This is a genomic window from Acinetobacter sp. Root1280 (assembly GCF_001425285.1).
Classification (GTDB): domain Bacteria; phylum Pseudomonadota; class Gammaproteobacteria; order Pseudomonadales; family Moraxellaceae; genus Acinetobacter; species Acinetobacter guillouiae.
The window spans coordinates 271,542-288,425 of the sequence record NZ_LMED01000025.1; the positions used below are offsets into that span (position 1 = coordinate 271,542).

Genomic DNA, 16,884 nt, shown 5'->3' on the forward strand with positions numbered 1-16,884 from the left:
CTAAGTGCAAAGTCAAAGCAGTGGGCTTACCACTGACGACGACGTTTGGTATAGATATAACTTGCGATTAAAAAGCCAAGTAAAACACCAACAGCAATGGTCGCAGCACCATATAAGAACATTTGCGCACTTTGTTCACTTTGTAGAACTTGAACTTGTACACCCAGATTGTCATTTTTGAGTTGTAATTCTTGGTTCTGTGAAAGGGCTTCTAAATTGGCCTTTTCAAGTTGCTGTAAACGTGTTGCTTGGTCTTTAACCAAAGCTTTAGCTTTGGCATCTTGAGACGCTTTTTCTTTGCTAATTTGTTCAGCCGTTAAAGGTTTATTTTCTTGTGCTTGCGCCTGTGTTTGGGTGCTGGAATTTGCACCTGCTACAGCAGGAATAATACTCGGTTTTGGCGGTGCAACAGGTTGGGTCGCCTGAGTAGGCGCTGCCGTCGTTGCTTGAGTCGCTGAAGATTGAGTAGGCTCAGCCGATACAACAGGTGATAAAAGTACAAAAGAACTTAAAGTCAGGCTAAGTAAGCTTTGGACGACAACGCGCATTATGTTATCCCTTAGGCAATGCTTTATTGAATGGTTTAACATCAATATGACTGTAAATCCCTTCTTTTAAGAAAGGTTCATCTTTTAACCATTCATCCAAAGCTTCACGGCTGTCAAAATCGAGAATTAAAGTACTGCCATAAAAACCTGCTTGTGGATTTTCACGATCAATCGGCATCGCCCCAGCCACGATGACACGGCCTTCAGCATCTAACTTCTCGAGTCGAGCTAAATGTTGTGGGCGTACAGCAAGACGTTTTTCTACTGTACCTGCTTGATCTGTACACGTAATTACAAATAATGGCATGATATTTCTCGATTTTCTAAAACACTTTATTCGTCAGTGGATCTAAGGTGTTTTCGTAATATAACAAATTGGGCTATCATAAAGGAAATCATCAGTATCATGTCACCAAATACTGTAAATTCCCCCCAATATTTTCCATCCATAAAAATAAATGCAAAGAAAATATGTAATAAAGCTGTTGTGATAAATAAGCCTGCCCAAGCAAAATTGAGTTTTAGCCATCCATTTGGTGTTAGATCTAATATTGGATCTAATAAACGTTGAATGAGAGGCTTTTTATCTTTGGCAAAATATGGTGAACCGATCAAAATTGTCGCAAATACAAAATTAATAAGAATTGCTTTTAATTTAATATAAGTTGCATCTCTTAATGCAAGCGTAATGCCTCCCATCACGATTGTTATTAATAAGATAATCCACTGTTGTTTTTCAAGTTTAAATTTTTGATGGATAAACAACCCACCATAAATAATGATCATAGATAGAACTAAACCAGTAGTTGCAACTAATATGTCATTGTTATTTGTTCCACCCGTATAATCTATTAATTGTAATAGCGGGTGATGACTATCTTTAGGATCAACCGTTTTAAGTAAATAGTAAAAAATAATGAGGGGCACAAAGTCTAAAAGTGCTTTCATGTTAAAGTATCTAGTCTGTTCAGGTTGATGGGATAGTATAAAAGATGCAAGGCATAGATTTACATACTCACAGTAATATTTCTGATGGGACTCTGACGCCAGAGTTATTGGTTCAAGCTGCCATCGAGAAAAGCATACATACACTTGCATTGACTGACCACGATAGCATGGATGGCTTAATACAAGCTGAACAATTTGCAAAAAATCAACCAATTCAAATCATTTCAGGTGTAGAAATCTCTAGTCAATGGTCCAGACCTGAGACTAAAAAAAGTTATGGTGTGCATATTGTTGCGCTCAATATGCAAAATCCTGAACCATTACAACAGCTTTTAACGCAACAGAAGAAAATTCGTGCTGAGCGAGCCAAGCAAATCTGTGATCTGCTAATTCCTTTGATTCATCAGGATATTTATGCAGAAGTTGTGGCAAAGGTGGATGGTGAACCTGATCGGATTACTCGGACGCATATTGCCAAGACGCTTGTAGAAAAGGGTTTTGTTCAGCGCGCACAGCAGGCATTTGATAAATACATTAAGGAAGGTAAAAAAGCCTATGTAAAATTTGATGGTTTAGGTTTGGCAGAAACCATTCAGGTGATTCATGAAAGTCAAGGTTTTGCAGTATTGGCACACCCAACACGTTATGATCTATCAGCAACAAATACCCGTTATTTAATTGAAATCTTTGCACAATATGGTGGTGATGCTGTTGAGCTTCCACCCGCAATGGAACCCGCTTCAACACGACAAATGGTTGATCGAATGATTGCTGAATATGGTTTAAAAGTCTCTGTGGGGAGTGATTTTCATGGTGATAATATGCCTTGGATTAAATTAGGCAATATTCCACGCGTCAAAGAAGGGCAAGTAGGGATTTGGGAGAGTTTCCGATAATACACCGTGATGATGTATTCAAATACTTAGATTTTCGAATGAGATCTGTTTTTGAAAGGCATCTCATTTGAATGAAACAAAAAATCCCTCTAGAGCAGAGGGATTTGGGGTTGATTATAAAATCAACTTTCTTTAACAGTATAAGGGTTTTCAAAGCCTAGTTTTTTCAAGATTTCAATTTCGAGTGCTTCCATTTCTTCAGCATCATCATCAGAAGTTTCATGGTCATAACCCATTAAATGTAAGGTGCCATGAACCAGCATATGAGTGAAATGCTCAATCGGTGTCTTTTGTTGTTCAATCGACTCTTGTAAAACCACGGGGATGCAAATGACTAAATCACCGATGGGTAATGCATCGAGCATGGATAAAACTTCTTCAGGAATTTCACTTGGAAAAGACAATACATTGGTGGGTTTGTCTTTTTCACGATATTCAAAATTTAATTTGTGACTTTCATCTTCATCAACACACGCAATTCCGATTTCACAATCTTGGTCTACATCAATATGACGTAGTGTTGTTTCAATGACTTTTTTTACATAGACACGTTTGAGCACCAATTCTGGTGCTTCAAACGCTTGTTGTAACGATAAGCTAAGTTTCAAAAACAGTCCTTAAACATTTTCCTGATTTGCAGCAGTATGTTCCTCATGTTGAGCATCTGCGGCAGAATCATTTTCAGAAATTAAGGCTTCTTGACGTGCTTTACGTTCTGCACGTGCTTCAGCACTTAAACGGTATTGTTCACTGTCCCATCCTTCATAAGCCTCTACAATTTTTTGTACCAGCTGGTGACGAACGACATCACGGGAATGGAAGCGAGTGATGTGAATTTCTTTGATCTTTTCGATAATACGCAATGCGTGAGCAAGACCAGACTGTTGCCCGCGTGGTAAATCGACCTGTGTAATATCCCCAGTGATCACTGCACGAGAACCAAAACCTAAACGGGTCAAAAACATCTTCATCTGTTCAGGGGTGGTGTTTTGTGCTTCATCGAGAATCACAAAGGAATGATTTAATGTACGACCACGCATATAAGCAAGCGGTGCAACTTCAATCACTTGGCGCTCAATCAGTTTTGCAACTTTTTCAAAACCAAGCATTTCATACAACGCATCATAAAGCGGGCGTAGATATGGGTCGATCTTTTGGCTTAAATCACCCGGCAAGAAACCAAGTTTTTCTCCAGCTTCAACAGCAGGGCGAACCAAAAGGATACGTTGAATTTCATTACGTTCTAACATATCTACCGCAGCAGCGACTGCAAGATAGGTTTTACCTGTACCTGCAGGGCCGATTCCGAAAGAAATATCGCTTTGTAGAATACGTTGTACATAACGTTTTTGATTGGCACCACGAGGGTTGATTCGACCTTTACGCGTTTGCAACCAGACATCATCTAAACCGGTATGCTCATTGTCTGAAAGGTCGTCTTGTAACTCACGGTCAGTTTGGCTGCCTTGAATCATCAAATGAATCGTATCAGCACTGATTTGCTGAGAGAGTTCAGCTTCTGCATGCAAACGCTGCAATAAACCTTCAGCTCTTTCAACTGCTTCTAAATCACCATCGATATAGAAGTTATCGTTGCGATGAGAAATGTTGACATTTAAACGTTGTTCGATTTGTTTCAGATGACCGTTATAAGCACCTAACATGCTTTTTAAACGTTCAACTGAAATACCTGGAAAAGCTACTGTACGTCGAATCGCTGCAGTCAAGAGATATCCTTTTTTAAAGTAAAGTCTATACCCTTACATTACGCCACGTCAGGCTCAAGATTCAAGAGTTCTCCATAAACTAAATTTAGGGTCTTAATCTCTGTAACCTCAATCTCTGCAAAGCGTCCGACCCAAGAGGCGTCACCTACAAATGTTACTAAACGTGTATTGTCAGCTGTACCGACCAATAAATTTGGATCTTTATTAGAAACATTTTCAACCAGTACACGTTGAATGGTCCCTAACATCGCATCGGTTTTACGAATACTTGATTGCTTAATCCAGTGTTGAACTTTGGCTAAACGTTCTTTCTTGACTGCATCAGAAGTGTCATCAGGTAATTCAGACGCTGGTGTGCCAGGACGTTTTGAATAAACAAAACTATAAGAATGATCAAAGTCTAAATCTTGGATAAACTGATAGGTTTCTTCAAAATGTGCATCAGTTTCACCAGGGAAGCCGATGATGAAATCTGAAGATAAATGCATATCTGGACGAGCTTTACGCAGTTTGGCAATTTTTTCGATATAGACATCAATGGTGTGGTTACGCTTCATCGCTTGTAACACATCATTTGAGCCGCTTTGTACAGGTAAATGCAGATGTGAAACCATTTGTGGTAGGTCACGGTAGCATTGAATCAAATCTTCATTAAATTCGAGCGGATGTGAAGTCGTATAACGTAAACGACCGATTCCTGGAATTTCTGCAACCAAACGTAATAAATCTGCAAAGGTACAAATTTCACCTTCAAAAGTTTCACCACGGTAACCGTTTACATTTTGTCCTAAAAGGCTAATTTCACGAACGCCTTTTTCAGCCAAACCGGCAATTTCTGCCAAGACATCATCCAAAGGACGAGAAACTTCTTCACCACGAGTATAGGGAACCACACAGAAAGAACAGTACTTTGAACAACCTTCCATGATTGAAACAAACGCTTTGTAACCTTCAACACGCGGTTCAGGTAAAAAGTCGAATTTTTCAATGTCAGGGAATGAAATATCTACGAGTTTAATTTTGTCTTTTTTCGGTTTTTCGATTTGCTCAACATGCTGATCCAGCATTTGCGGTAAACGGTGCAAGGTTTGAGGGCCAAAAACCATATCGACATATGGTGCACGTTTTTGAATGTTGTCGCCTTCTTGAGAAGCAACACATCCACCAACACCGATGACGAGATCAGGATTTTTTTCTTTTAATTTGCGCCAGCGACCCAACTCAGAAAATACTTTTTCTTGGGCTTTTTCTCGAATTGAGCAGGTATTCATTAACAGGATATCTGCGTCACTTGGATCTTTGGTTAAAATATAACCGTGTGAGTCGCCTAAAAGATCTGCCATACGATGACTGTCATACTCATTCATCTGACACCCTTGCGTTTCGATATACAGTTTTTTTACTGCACCGTCGGCTGGGGTGTGCTGTGGCTGGGTTACAGTGTTTTCTGAGGCAGCTTTGGCACCATTGGGAATGAAGGTTTGAACCGTCATGGAGGCGTCTTTCCTATGAATAAAGGGAATTTTGAATGTGTACTAAGCCTGCTATTTTAACAGACTCATAAAAGGCGCGCCATTTTATAGCATTTAGAGTGAACTCAGGAAAATATTTAGCGGCTATTGCCATTTATTGGATTGTAGGGCATTGAAAATGAAAATTATGAAGAAAAAATAGAGAACAATATTAATGATGAATCATAAGGTTACATAACACAACAGTAGAAATGGATTAGAATAATTAAACTAGGCACAAATAAGTGCATCAGTATGTTAAAGGCACATCATGCAGGTTGAGAGAAAAACGGTGTTAAAGCAGCAACTTAAGCAAAATAAATTAAAACTTTACCTTTTAGGAACAGTTGCATGTACAAGCCTGCAAGTGGCTCATGCTGCTGAAGAGCAGTTTAATGATGCTTTACGCAATGCAAATAATCCAAGTGCTTTAGAACAATATCGTTCTTCAATGCAAAATGATGCTTTGGGCTATTATCCTGAGTATTGGTCATTGAATTCAAATCTCGCCTTTCAACCTGCTGCAAATATTATTAGCTTTGCGCAACGTTATCCTCAATCGGCGATGGCGGAAAAGTTGGCTGCGGATTATGTCGAAGAGAAGGTTAAACAAGCAGATTACGCCAGCGCGCAACCTGTATTGCAATATGTCTCTAATCCAGATCAAGCAGAACGTTGTGCTGTTGCTCAAGTTCGTGCGAAAACTGGTGACGTTTTGGTCTATGCTGAATTTAAAGATGTTTGGTTGGCAACCAACTCTCAACCTGAATCATGCAATGGTTTAGGCCGCATGATGCTTAGTAGCCCACTCATGACCGCACAAGATCGCCAACAACGATTATATGCACAACTGAGAGCCGGGCAGTCTGGTCTAGCCATCGCTACCGCACAAACGATTGGCGTTAATTTATCGTTAACCCAATTGAACCAAATCCAAGCCAATCCATTAAATTATTTATGGTCTGCACCCAAAAACAATGTAGAAGATTATGCTTATTTGGTTTATGCACTGGGTCGTGCAGCAGATACAGATTTAACCAGCGCTTTGCAGTCAGTACCAAAGTTGGTTCAGGGTGTACCAGCGGATGTGCAAAAATATATTTATCGTACTGTCGGTTATATCGGCGGAACGACCGTTATGAAAAATAATTTTAATCGTGAAGTACTGCAAAATTTTGATGCAAGCTATGGTGTGCCTTTCAGTGCAGAAGAAGCAGAAGTTTATGCACGACAAGCCATTCGATTTGGGGCTTGGGAAAGTGTGATTCGTGCAATAGACAGTATGAGCGTGACACAAAAGCAAGAAGACCGTTGGCAATATTGGTTGGCGCGTGCTTCAGAACAACGCAATGATGCACAATCTAAAAGAACCGCTAAAGATATCTATCAACGATTGGCAATGTCGGGTGATGATTATCATAATCTGCTTGCCAAAGATCATTTGGGGCAAAAGTATAATGATAGCCCTGCCAGAGAACAGCCTTCAACTGATGACCAACAACGCTTAAATAGCGATATTCATTTCCGTCGTGCATTTACTTTACGAAATATTAATGCGCCTGCAACTTATACCAATAGGGAATGGAACTGGGCGGTACGTCAGGCATACTTAAAACATGATGATGGGTTGCTGCTTGCTGCGGCAAAACGTGCAACTGATATGGGCTGGTATGATCGTGCAATTTATGCGGCAGAACGTACTGAGAAAAAACATAACTATGTTTATCGTTATGCAACACCTCATCAGTCGTTGGTGGTGAGTCATAGCCGTAATGCGGGTATTGATCCTGCTTGGGCCTATGGTTTAATGCGCCAAGAAAGCCGTTTTGTAACTGCTGCTCGCTCACATGTTGGTGCAGGTGGTTTGATGCAAATCATGCCAGGCACTGCAAAGTTGGTGGCAAAACAAATGGGTGAAACTTATAATCCTGCTGCGCTCAGTGATGCCAATACCAATATTCGCTATGGTACTTTCTATCTGTCGATGATTCATGGTCAATTAAGCAGTAATCCTGTCTTGGCAACCGCAGGGTATAATGCTGGGCCAAATCGCGCGAAACGTTGGCAGCCAGATTATCAAAATCTTTCAGCAGATCAATATACAGAATCTATTCCTCTGAATGAAACACGTGACTATGTAAAAAATGTGATGACCAATGCAGCACATTATGGAATCTTGTTGGGACAAGGGCCTCAAGCGATTGAAAGTCGTATGCCTGTTATTCCAACCCGTGTTTCACAATAAAACTATTTGGACTTGGATGAAACTTTGTTGGTAAATCAATGATTTTCAAAATTTTGCGTAAATTGAAACAATCTTGCTTAGCATGGAGCTTATGCTTTGCGGGATTGTTTGGGCTCAATGTGCAGTTACATGCTGCACCGCAATTACAAGGCTATGTCATGCAAGTCCAGTTGACACCTGCTGTCTGTGCACTTGATTCTTCAAAACAAAAGCAACGCAAATGTCTCGAAGGTTATTCATTGACAATCACAGGTCTGTTGCCTGAAACGACAGAGCGGAATTGCACCACCAATACATCTGCAAGTTTGACCCCTTTACAAGCTAAGGTGGTTGCACGGGTAATGCCTGAGGAAAATGCACGTATTCAGTTGTGGCGTAGCGTGGGTGGCTGTGTTCCAATGAACGCGAGTCAATATTTTAGAACTGTGATTAATTTAGCAGATCGTTTGAAAATTCCTGCAGATTTAACCAGCTCTGAAAACAAAAATGTGCAACATAATGCGTTAAAAACTCAATTTGTTAGATTAAACCCGGGAATGAATAACGACAGTATCCGTTTTACTTGTCAAAGTTCATCGTCAAACCCAGTGTTAACCGAGGTTCAAGTGTGTTATCGGGTCAATGGTCAGTATAAACAATGTTCAAATCACATTGTTTCAAACTGCCCAAATACATTCTCGATCAAAGGGACTTATTAGTTCTTCTGAGGAATTTTATTTATATTTCCTATCATACTTTTGTTGAAAAGCATTCTCTTTTACATGCAACTGTTAAAGGATTGGAGTACAATCTTTGCCGTTTATGATAATTCGATTAAAACGGATTTAACCGTTTAATCACATTAACGATCCTCATTGGAGATAATTACATGAAGCAACCTGTTCGCGTTGCCGTTACTGGCGCAGCTGGTCAAATCGGTTACAGCTTATTATTCCGTATCGCTAGCGGTGAAATGCTTGGTAAAGACCAACCCGTTATTTTGCAATTGTTAGAAGTTCCATTTGAGAAAGCTCAAGCTGCGCTTAAAGGCGTAATGATGGAATTAGATGACTGTGCTTTCCCATTATTGGCTGGCATGATCGGTACTGATGATCCAAAAGTTGCATTTAAAGATGCTGACTACGCGTTATTGGTTGGTTCACGTCCACGCGGTCCTGGTATGGAACGTGCTGACTTGTTGAAAGTGAACGGTGAAATCTTCATTGGTCAAGGCCAAGCACTTAACGAAGTTGCGAGCCGTGACGTTAAAGTACTTGTTGTAGGTAACCCTGCAAATACAAATGCTTATATCGCAATGAAATCTGCTCCAGATCTTCCAGCGAAGAACTTTACAGCAATGTTACGTCTTGACCACAACCGTGCGTTGACTCAAATTGCTCAAAAAGCGGGTGTTGCTGTAGCGGATATCAAAAACCTTACAGTTTGGGGTAACCACTCTCCAACAATGTATGCGGACTACCGTTTTGCAACTGCAAATGGCGTAAGCTTAAAAGACAAAATCAACGATGCTGATTGGAACGCAAACGTATTCCTTCCAACTGTTGGTAAACGTGGTGCTGCAATCATTGAAGCGCGTGGTCTTTCTTCTGCTGCTTCTGCTGCAAATGCTGCGATCGATCATATGCGTGATTGGGCGCTTGGCACCAATGGCGAATGGGTAACAATGGGTATTCCTTCTGACGGTTCTTATGGAATTCCTGAAGGTGTGATGTACGGTGTTCCTGTAATTTGTGAAAATGGCGAATACACTCGTGTTGAAGGCTTAGAAATTGATGCATTCAGCCGTGAACGTATGGACAAAACTCTTCAAGAACTTGAAGAAGAGCGCGCAGCTATTGCTGATATGCTTAAATAATTAAAATTTAATCTGTTAAAGATTAATTTTGAAAAAGCACTCTATTTAGAGTGCTTTTTTTATGCTTCAAATCAAACATCTTGAGAATAGATAATTTATATTAAGCCAACATTTGTTTGTTTTTTAATCACAAATTGAAACAAGAAAATTAAAATCTAGACTATCTTTTAAAATTATTTTCTTATAAGTTAATTGAATAAAAGATGACAAATAAATTTATATAAGGAGGCAATATGCTCAGGACGAACACACCATCCTTAGAATTACTATTTTCTCAACTTGGTTTGGCAAATAGTCCCGCAGCAATTGAGCTATATGTACGCACTCATCAATTGCCAGCAAATCTTTCATTACATGAAGCGCCGTTTTGGAATAAATCTCAACGTGACTTATTAATCAGTCATTTGGTACAAGATGATGATTGGGCAATTTGGATTGATGAGTTAAACCAACAATTACATCTAGATGCGTATAAGCTAACAGCCTAATGATTTAGTTTCCCCCAGAGCAACAAAAAAGATGGCCGTTATGGCCATCTTTTCTATTTAGTATTGATCAAATTAGCTTTGATCAAAACGAATAACAAATTGAGTTATTTTGAATGGGCATAGCGCTGATCAATGTAATTTAGACTGAATCATTTGACTAAACCAAGCTTCATTGCGAACAGGTCTAAAGGCAGTGTGTTGTTGCAGTAAGGTTAAATCAAAATCAGTTGTCTTGATATATTTACTCAGCCAGTGACGAGTCAATGCAAATTCATTTTTACTCACAGATGCATAAGCCAACATAAAGTAAATATCAGCATGATGATGTTGTGCCAATGGTTTTAAAATCTGCTGCATAATCAAGGCATAACGTGATTCTTTGGTCAATTCAAAGTAAATCATATAAGCTTTGGCCAAATGCAAAGAAAGCTGAATATAGACTGACATTGGCATTTCTTCATATTCAAATCGTGCAGTTTCAAGTAAAACAATGGCTTCTTGCAAGAAATGAATTTGTTCCTGCTTTGAATGACTTTGAGTGACCAGTTGTAAGCGTAAGTCCCCACGTTCAAGTGCAAGTTCAGGTGTATTGCCTGACAAATACAATTGATCTGTTTCCCCAATACGCGAGATGATTTGTTTTGTATTATCAAACATGTGCTGAATCCTCTGAATTTATGAAGAGTATTATGAGGTCTATTTCAATAATTTAAAGCTTGGCCTATAGAGATACAGCGTTGCAAATTTGAAAACTGAGTATATTACAACACAGTATTGTCGCTTCTTAGCCATGCGGTAATTGATAGTCGCTGATGTTTGGCTTCTAGCACTTCATGTAATAAATCACTTTGGAACATGGCAATACGATTAGGCTGGGGTTCTATAACATGCCAAACATTATTTTTATCCTGTAAGTGTAATTTTCCGCCCCAGTCATCCTGCCATTCTTGGTGTAGATAATACACCGTAGAAATCATACGACCATTTTTACCTTGTGGATTATCGCGATGAAGTGCATAGAATTCACCTGCGTTATAGCAGGCAAAATGTGCTTCTACATCCTGAATGCCTAAATAAAATGAGTAGTTTAAAATTTGCGAGAGCTGTTTGAGTGCATCAATATGTTGTTGTGCGATCGTGAGCTCTTCATTGATCCACAAGATATGGTCGCTGCGAATATTGCTGATCACACCATTTTGAATTGCTGCTTCACGAAAGCGATTTAAATTTGAAGTACATTCTGCAACCAGTTGAAGTCCGTATTCAGCGGAGTAAGCATGATCAATAATGGTAAATCCATGTTGATCTAAATCATCAAGAATTTGATCAACATTCCATGACTTTGGGGGTAGCAGCGCTTCCATAAATTACCAAAAAATAGTGCAATAAAGATATGTTGTTATATTAGAACAAACGATGGACAGTGAAGAAATATTTTTTCGTGTTAAAATGATTATTGAACTCAGGAATTAATCGAAACATGAATTACCGTCACCATTTCCATGCAGGCAACTTTGCCGATGTCATGAAACATGTGTTATTGCTGCAACTTTTGACACGTCTAAATACTAAAGACAAACCATATCGCTATATAGATACACATGGTGGTGCAGGTAAATATGATTTATCTACTTCTGAAGCACAAAAATCAGGTGAATTCTTAACCGGTATTCATCGTCTGGTTAAGCTTGATGAGTCGATTAAACGTAATGCGCCTGAAGGTGTAAAACAATATCTTAAAGTTGTTGAAGATATGCGTGCAGGTTCAGGTAAAGGCGCTTATCCAGGTTCACCGTGGTTTGCACTTGAAGGCATGCGTGATATTGATAAAGCGACTATTTTTGAAATGCAGCGTGATGTGTTTCAACAATTGTATTTTAATATTCGCGATAAACGTGCGGGTTTACATGAGCGTGATGCTTATGAAGGTCTTTTGGGGGTTATTCCACCAAAAGAAAAACGTGGTTTGGTGATGATCGATCCACCTTATGAATTAGAACGTAAAGACTTTCCGCAATTGGTCGAGTTGATTGCCACCGCACATAAAAAATGGCCAACAGGTGTATTTGCCATTTGGTATCCAATTAAAGACCGTGCCATGATTGATCGTTTTGAAAAGAAAATGATGAAAACAGGGATTCGCCGTCAGTTGGTTTGTGAAGTTTGTGTTTGGCCAGATGACACACCAGTCGGCTTGAATGGTTGTGGTTTGTTGGTGATTAACCCACCTTGGAAATTCTCTAACGATGCTGATGAGGCATTACAATGGTTGTTCCCACATTTACGTATGAGTGAAAATGGTGGACATGCTGCTGTTCGCTGGTTAGTGGGTGAATAATCCATTCGATTGGATATCAACAGAAACATGAACGATGGTGTGAATTACAAATTAAGACGAAATACATTGAGTAATTCACATCAATTTCACTTAAAAATGAATGTGATAAAATATTTAAGTGAGATATCAACAGCTCCATAAGAGCCATAGATAGGATTCAAAAAATGACAAATATAAATAAACCAGAAAGCCCAAACTCTTCTAATCAAGACCATGGATTTGATGGCATTACTTTTGAAGTGGAAGAAGAAGAGCATACCCATGAAGGGCAGAAGGTCAAACGTCGCGGAATCTATTTGTGGCCTAACCTGATTACAACATCTGCATTGTTATCTGGCTTTTACTCGATCATTGCCAGTATGAATGGTGACTTCACTCAAGCCGTTTATGCGATTTTCCTTGCAGCACTATTTGATGGTTTAGATGGTCGTGTTGCTCGTGCAATTGGTGCACAAAGTGCTTTTGGTGAACAATTCGATTCACTGTCTGATCTCTTGGCATTTGGTGTTGCGCCAGCAATTTTGATGTATAGCTGGAGTTTGCATGATCTAGGGCGGATTGGCTTGGCTGCTTGTTTTGTTTATACCGCGTGTGCTGCATTTCGTTTAGCCCGCTTTAATGTACAAATTGGTGTGGTTGATAAGCGTTATTTCATCGGTGTGGCAAGCCCATTGGCAGCGATTATTATTATTGCATGGGTATGGGTTGGACAAGATTTTACCTATATTTTTGATTTAAAAGATGTTGCGATTCAAGCGACCAATGCATTTGTTATCATTGCAGTGGGTTTGTTGATGATTTCAAATATCAAATATTATTCTTTTAAAACGGTAGACCGTAAACGTGTTCCATTCTTTGTATTGCCTATAGCAGTTTTTATCCTTGCAGCAATCACTTATAATATTCCTGTAGGGATTTTAGTCATTTCGATTATCTATGCGATTTCTGGTTTTGTGACAACATTCTTAGCGAGAAAGAATACTGTTGAATAAAATGTAAAAAGATAAAAAGGTAAGGGGGCTTGATATGCGGTTGTTTCAAGATTTCTTAGATCAGTCTAAACAGCTGAATCAAGCTCAAAAGCCTATAGAACTTTGCTGTCATCCCCCACAAGACAGATATAAAATTATTCATCAAAAATTAGTGCTTGCCAATTTACCCGCGCCGTTGCATTACCTCAATTTTTTTAGTTTGATTGGACAGCCCAATAGTCCTGTTTTTTGCAATAACAATGAAATCTCAACAACTGCTTTAGATACAGCAACCTTACTGGTCAGCTCCAGCCCCCATATGGTGGGACAATTAAACTCATATTCAATTCAGCATGAATGTCAATTTCACCTTGATGAAAATAGCAATGTGATCTATACATTTGGTCAAAAAGAAAAAGTGTTTGGAAAAATTCCTGATTTTATTATTCAAAGACAAGATGACGAATTGAGTGTGAATTTAAGCATTACAACAATGCCTTTAATTTCTCATTTTATTCATTTGAAATTTGGATTTGCACAGCACTGGTCTTTGGTTGCACATTGTAAAGGGACTATTCAATACAAGGATCAAAATTACGAAATTGAACAAAATGCTGTTTTTGAATATATGAAAACAGTGAATTTCCCTTATCTGCCTTATGCGCTGTATACATATCAATTGATTCAAGTGAATGATGATCTACAGATTATTTTTATGCATAGTCGTGATCAGATGAATAATATTTTACATTCACGTATCTATATTCGAGATATTCAAAACAATGAAACAAAAATGCTTGATCGACAGGTCTGTTTCAATATTCATCGGGTGTTCCCTAAAGTCACAACAGTAAATCATCAGGAGATGTATTTACCACGCGAGTTTGAATGGCAATATCAAGATGAAAATACCAAAATTGATATTCAAGCACAAAGCCGTGGTGATTATAAATTTGGTTTAGCAGCAGGTTATGTTGGAAGTTTTGTTTATCAACTACATCTCAATGATGAATATTATCAAGGTGAGGGTGGTTACTGTGAATATATAGATTGTCGCCCTTTAAAATGGCAGGAAATAGATAAAGACAATAAATTATCAAATAAATCGAGCAGTCCTGTGCTGATCATGCTTAAAAAATAGACCAAAAAACAGAAATAAGGTCAATTTAGAAGAATAAATAAGCAAGTGATAGATAAAATGAAAAATAATTAAAAAAAGGGGTTGTGTTGGATTGGGAATGCTGTAGAATGCACATCCATCGGCGGTGGTGTTAAATAAAACTTCTGATAAATCAGAATCGAAATATTATCATTGATTGATTGGTTTAAATTACTCGAAGTTTATTTGAGAGAATTTGTCAGTACATTGATGAGCCAGAATTGTGACCTTAAGTCACTAATGATTTTTAACTGAAGAGTTTGATCATGGCTCAGATTGAACGCTGGCGGCAGGCTTAACACATGCAAGTCGAGCGGGGGAGRTTRCTTCGGTRAYTGACCTAGCGGCGGACGGGTGAGTAATACTTAGGAATCTGCCTATTAATGGGGGACAACATCTCGAAAGGGATGCTAATACCGCATACGCCCTACGGGGGAAAGCAGGGGATCACTTGTGACCTTGCGTTAATAGATGAGCCTAAGTCGGATTAGCTAGTTGGTGGGGTAAAGGCCTACCAAGGCGACGATCTGTAGCGGGTCTGAGAGGATGATCCGCCACACTGGGACTGAGACACGGCCCAGACTCCTACGGGAGGCAGCAGTGGGGAATATTGGACAATGGGGGGAACCCTGATCCAGCCATGCCGCGTGTGTGAAGAAGGCCTTATGGTTGTAAAGCACTTTAAGCGAGGAGGAGGCTCCTGTAGTTAATACCTACAGTGAGTGGACGTTACTCGCAGAATAAGCACCGGCTAACTCTGTGCCAGCAGCCGCGGTAATACAGAGGGTGCGAGCGTTAATCGGATTTACTGGGCGTAAAGCGTGCGTAGGCGGCTTTTTAAGTCGGATGTGAAATCCCCGAGCTTAACTTGGGAATTGCATTCGATACTGGGAAGCTAGAGTATGGGAGAGGATGGTAGAATTCCAGGTGTAGCGGTGAAATGCGTAGAGATCTGGAGGAATACCGATGGCGAAGGCAGCCATCTGGCCTAATACTGACGCTGAGGTACGAAAGCATGGGGAGCAAACAGGATTAGATACCCTGGTAGTCCATGCCGTAAACGATGTCTACTAGCCGTTGGGGCCTTTGAGGCTTTAGTGGCGCAGCTAACGCGATAAGTAGACCGCCTGGGGAGTACGGTCGCAAGACTAAAACTCAAATGAATTGACGGGGGCCCGCACAAGCGGTGGAGCATGTGGTTTAATTCGATGCAACGCGAAGAACCTTACCTGGTCTTGACATAGTAAGAACTTTCCAGAGATGGATTGGTGCCTTCGGGAACTTACATACAGGTGCTGCATGGCTGTCGTCAGCTCGTGTCGTGAGATGTTGGGTTAAGTCCCGCAACGAGCGCAACCCTTTTCCTTATTTGCCAGCACTTCGGGTGGGAACTTTAAGGATACTGCCAGTGACAAACTGGAGGAAGGCGGGGACGACGTCAAGTCATCATGGCCCTTACGACCAGGGCTACACACGTGCTACAATGGTCGGTACAAAGGGTTGCTACCTAGCGATAGGATGCTAATCTCAAAAAGCCGATCGTAGTCCGGATTGGAGTCTGCAACTCGACTCCATGAAGTCGGAATCGCTAGTAATCGCGGATCAGAATGCCGCGGTGAATACGTTCCCGGGCCTTGTACACACCGCCCGTCACACCATGGGAGTTTGTTGCACCAGAAGTAGGTAGTCTAACCGTAAGGAGGACGCTTACCACGGTGTGGCCGATGACTGGGGTGAAGTCGTAACAAGGTAGCCGTAGGGGAACCTGCGGCTGGATCACCTCCTTAACGAAAGATTGACGATTGGTAAGAATCCACAACAAGTTGTTCTTCATTGATGTATCTGAGGGTCTGTAGCTCAGTTGGTTAGAGCACACGCTTGATAAGCGTGGGGTCACAAGTTCAAGTCTTGTCAGACCCACCAAGTCTACTGAACACAGAAGAGCAGATATATTAAGATCTTAAGCTGGGGACTTAGCTTAGTTGGTAGAGCGCCTGCTTTGCACGCAGGAGGTCAACGGTTCGACTCCGTTAGTCTCCACCACTAATTAAAGACTAAGTGATTACAGAACTTAGTAAGCAGATAGCTTATTAAGTTCTGTGATTTATCACAGTTAACTACTCGCTGACGAGGCGGTAGTGAATCATTAACAGAATATATTTGAGTTGAAATAATTGTTTAAACTCGTTTTAGTTGAT

16 protein-coding genes, 2 tRNA genes and 1 rRNA gene are annotated in these 16,884 nt (G+C 40.1%); 11 read left to right on the plus strand and 8 right to left on the minus strand.

Going from position 1 to position 16,884, the window contains the following annotated elements:
• Positions 1–26: 26 nt before the first annotated feature.
• The 3 genes from ASC84_RS17050 to ASC84_RS17060 are packed head-to-tail and all read right to left on the minus strand — an operon-like array spanning position 27 to position 1,496.
• Positions 27–548, minus strand: coding sequence for a hypothetical protein (locus ASC84_RS17050; protein ID WP_056516941.1), 522 nt, complete (start codon positions 546–548; stop codon positions 27–29).
• Between the two features lie 4 nt (positions 549–552).
• Complete coding sequence (locus tag ASC84_RS17055) at positions 553–855, minus strand: YciI family protein (protein WP_004717974.1); 303 nt, start codon at positions 853–855, stop codon at positions 553–555.
• A gap of 26 nt (positions 856–881) precedes the next feature.
• Entirely contained in the window at positions 882–1,496 is a 615-nt protein-coding gene (locus tag ASC84_RS17060) for a septation protein IspZ (RefSeq protein ID WP_056516945.1), read from the minus strand.
• Positions 1,497–1,540: 44 nt separating this feature from the next.
• Here ASC84_RS17060 and ASC84_RS17065 point away from each other — a divergent pair, with 44 nt between their 5' ends.
• The gene (locus tag ASC84_RS17065; protein ID WP_004717971.1) at positions 1,541–2,392 is read left to right on the plus strand and encodes a PHP domain-containing protein; all 852 of its coding nucleotides are present in this window, start codon (positions 1,541–1,543) and stop codon (positions 2,390–2,392) included.
• A gap of 122 nt (positions 2,393–2,514) precedes the next feature.
• On the opposite strand, the gene ybeY is transcribed toward ASC84_RS17065, so the two are convergent.
• From ybeY to miaB, 3 genes are read right to left on the minus strand one after another with little or no spacing between them, the layout of a single operon-like run.
• Complete coding sequence (gene ybeY / locus ASC84_RS17070; RefSeq protein WP_056516947.1) at positions 2,515–3,000, minus strand: rRNA maturation RNase YbeY; 486 nt, start codon at positions 2,998–3,000, stop codon at positions 2,515–2,517.
• Between the two features lie 9 nt (positions 3,001–3,009).
• A complete protein-coding gene (locus ASC84_RS17075; protein WP_004717967.1) occupies positions 3,010–4,119 on the minus strand; it encodes a PhoH family protein in 1,110 nt (369 codons plus the stop codon).
• Between the two features lie 38 nt (positions 4,120–4,157).
• Positions 4,158–5,612 carry a tRNA (N6-isopentenyl adenosine(37)-C2)-methylthiotransferase MiaB gene (miaB, locus tag ASC84_RS17080; RefSeq protein ID WP_004717965.1) on the minus strand — a complete coding sequence of 485 codons (1,455 nt, stop codon included), beginning with the start codon at positions 5,610–5,612 and terminating at the stop codon, positions 4,158–4,160.
• 289 nt (positions 5,613–5,901) lie between these two features.
• Here miaB and ASC84_RS17085 point away from each other — a divergent pair, with 289 nt between their 5' ends.
• The 4 genes from ASC84_RS17085 (at position 5,902) to ASC84_RS17100 (ending at position 10,218) form a co-directional block, all read left to right on the plus strand.
• A complete protein-coding gene (locus tag ASC84_RS17085; protein WP_056516950.1) occupies positions 5,902–7,875 on the plus strand; it encodes a lytic transglycosylase domain-containing protein in 1,974 nt (657 codons plus the stop codon).
• Between the two features lie 38 nt (positions 7,876–7,913).
• Complete coding sequence (locus tag ASC84_RS17090; RefSeq protein ID WP_004717962.1) at positions 7,914–8,573, plus strand: hypothetical protein; 660 nt, start codon at positions 7,914–7,916, stop codon at positions 8,571–8,573.
• Between the two features lie 170 nt (positions 8,574–8,743).
• On the plus strand, positions 8,744–9,730 hold the full coding sequence (locus tag ASC84_RS17095; RefSeq protein ID WP_004717959.1) for a malate dehydrogenase: 987 nt from the start codon (positions 8,744–8,746) through the stop codon (positions 9,728–9,730).
• Between the two features lie 233 nt (positions 9,731–9,963).
• Entirely contained in the window at positions 9,964–10,218 is a 255-nt protein-coding gene (locus ASC84_RS17100) for a DUF2789 family protein (RefSeq protein ID WP_004717957.1), read from the plus strand.
• Between the two features lie 129 nt (positions 10,219–10,347).
• Here the strand turns inward: ASC84_RS17100 and ASC84_RS17105 are convergent, their stop codons facing one another.
• Together ASC84_RS17105 and ASC84_RS17110 are read right to left on the minus strand one after the other, a co-directional pair.
• Positions 10,348–10,875: a hypothetical protein gene (locus ASC84_RS17105; RefSeq protein WP_056516951.1), complete on the minus strand. Its 528-nt coding sequence runs from the start codon at positions 10,873–10,875 to the stop codon at positions 10,348–10,350.
• A 104-nt stretch (positions 10,876–10,979) separates the two neighbouring features.
• Entirely contained in the window at positions 10,980–11,582 is a 603-nt protein-coding gene (locus tag ASC84_RS17110) for a 2OG-Fe(II) oxygenase (protein WP_056516955.1), read from the minus strand.
• Positions 11,583–11,698: 116 nt separating this feature from the next.
• Between ASC84_RS17110 and ASC84_RS17115 the strand changes: the two genes are divergently transcribed.
• The 6 genes from ASC84_RS17115 (at position 11,699) to ASC84_RS17140 (ending at position 16,729) form a co-directional block, all read left to right on the plus strand.
• Positions 11,699–12,556 (plus strand): 23S rRNA (adenine(2030)-N(6))-methyltransferase RlmJ, encoded by an 858-nt coding sequence (locus tag ASC84_RS17115; protein ID WP_056516958.1) that lies wholly within the window; start codon positions 11,699–11,701, stop codon positions 12,554–12,556.
• 164 nt (positions 12,557–12,720) lie between these two features.
• A complete protein-coding gene (pssA, locus tag ASC84_RS17120; protein ID WP_004717950.1) occupies positions 12,721–13,548 on the plus strand; it encodes a CDP-diacylglycerol--serine O-phosphatidyltransferase in 828 nt (275 codons plus the stop codon).
• Between the two features lie 34 nt (positions 13,549–13,582).
• Positions 13,583–14,668, plus strand: coding sequence for a DUF6670 family protein (locus tag ASC84_RS17125; RefSeq protein WP_056516960.1), 1,086 nt, complete (start codon positions 13,583–13,585; stop codon positions 14,666–14,668).
• Between the two features lie 266 nt (positions 14,669–14,934).
• Positions 14,935–16,473: ribosomal RNA gene (locus ASC84_RS17130) — 16S ribosomal RNA — on the plus strand.
• A 59-nt stretch (positions 16,474–16,532) separates the two neighbouring features.
• Positions 16,533–16,609: transfer RNA gene (locus tag ASC84_RS17135), tRNA-Ile, on the plus strand.
• 44 nt (positions 16,610–16,653) lie between these two features.
• Positions 16,654–16,729: transfer RNA gene (locus ASC84_RS17140), tRNA-Ala, on the plus strand.
• Positions 16,730–16,884: the final 155 nt, after the last annotated feature.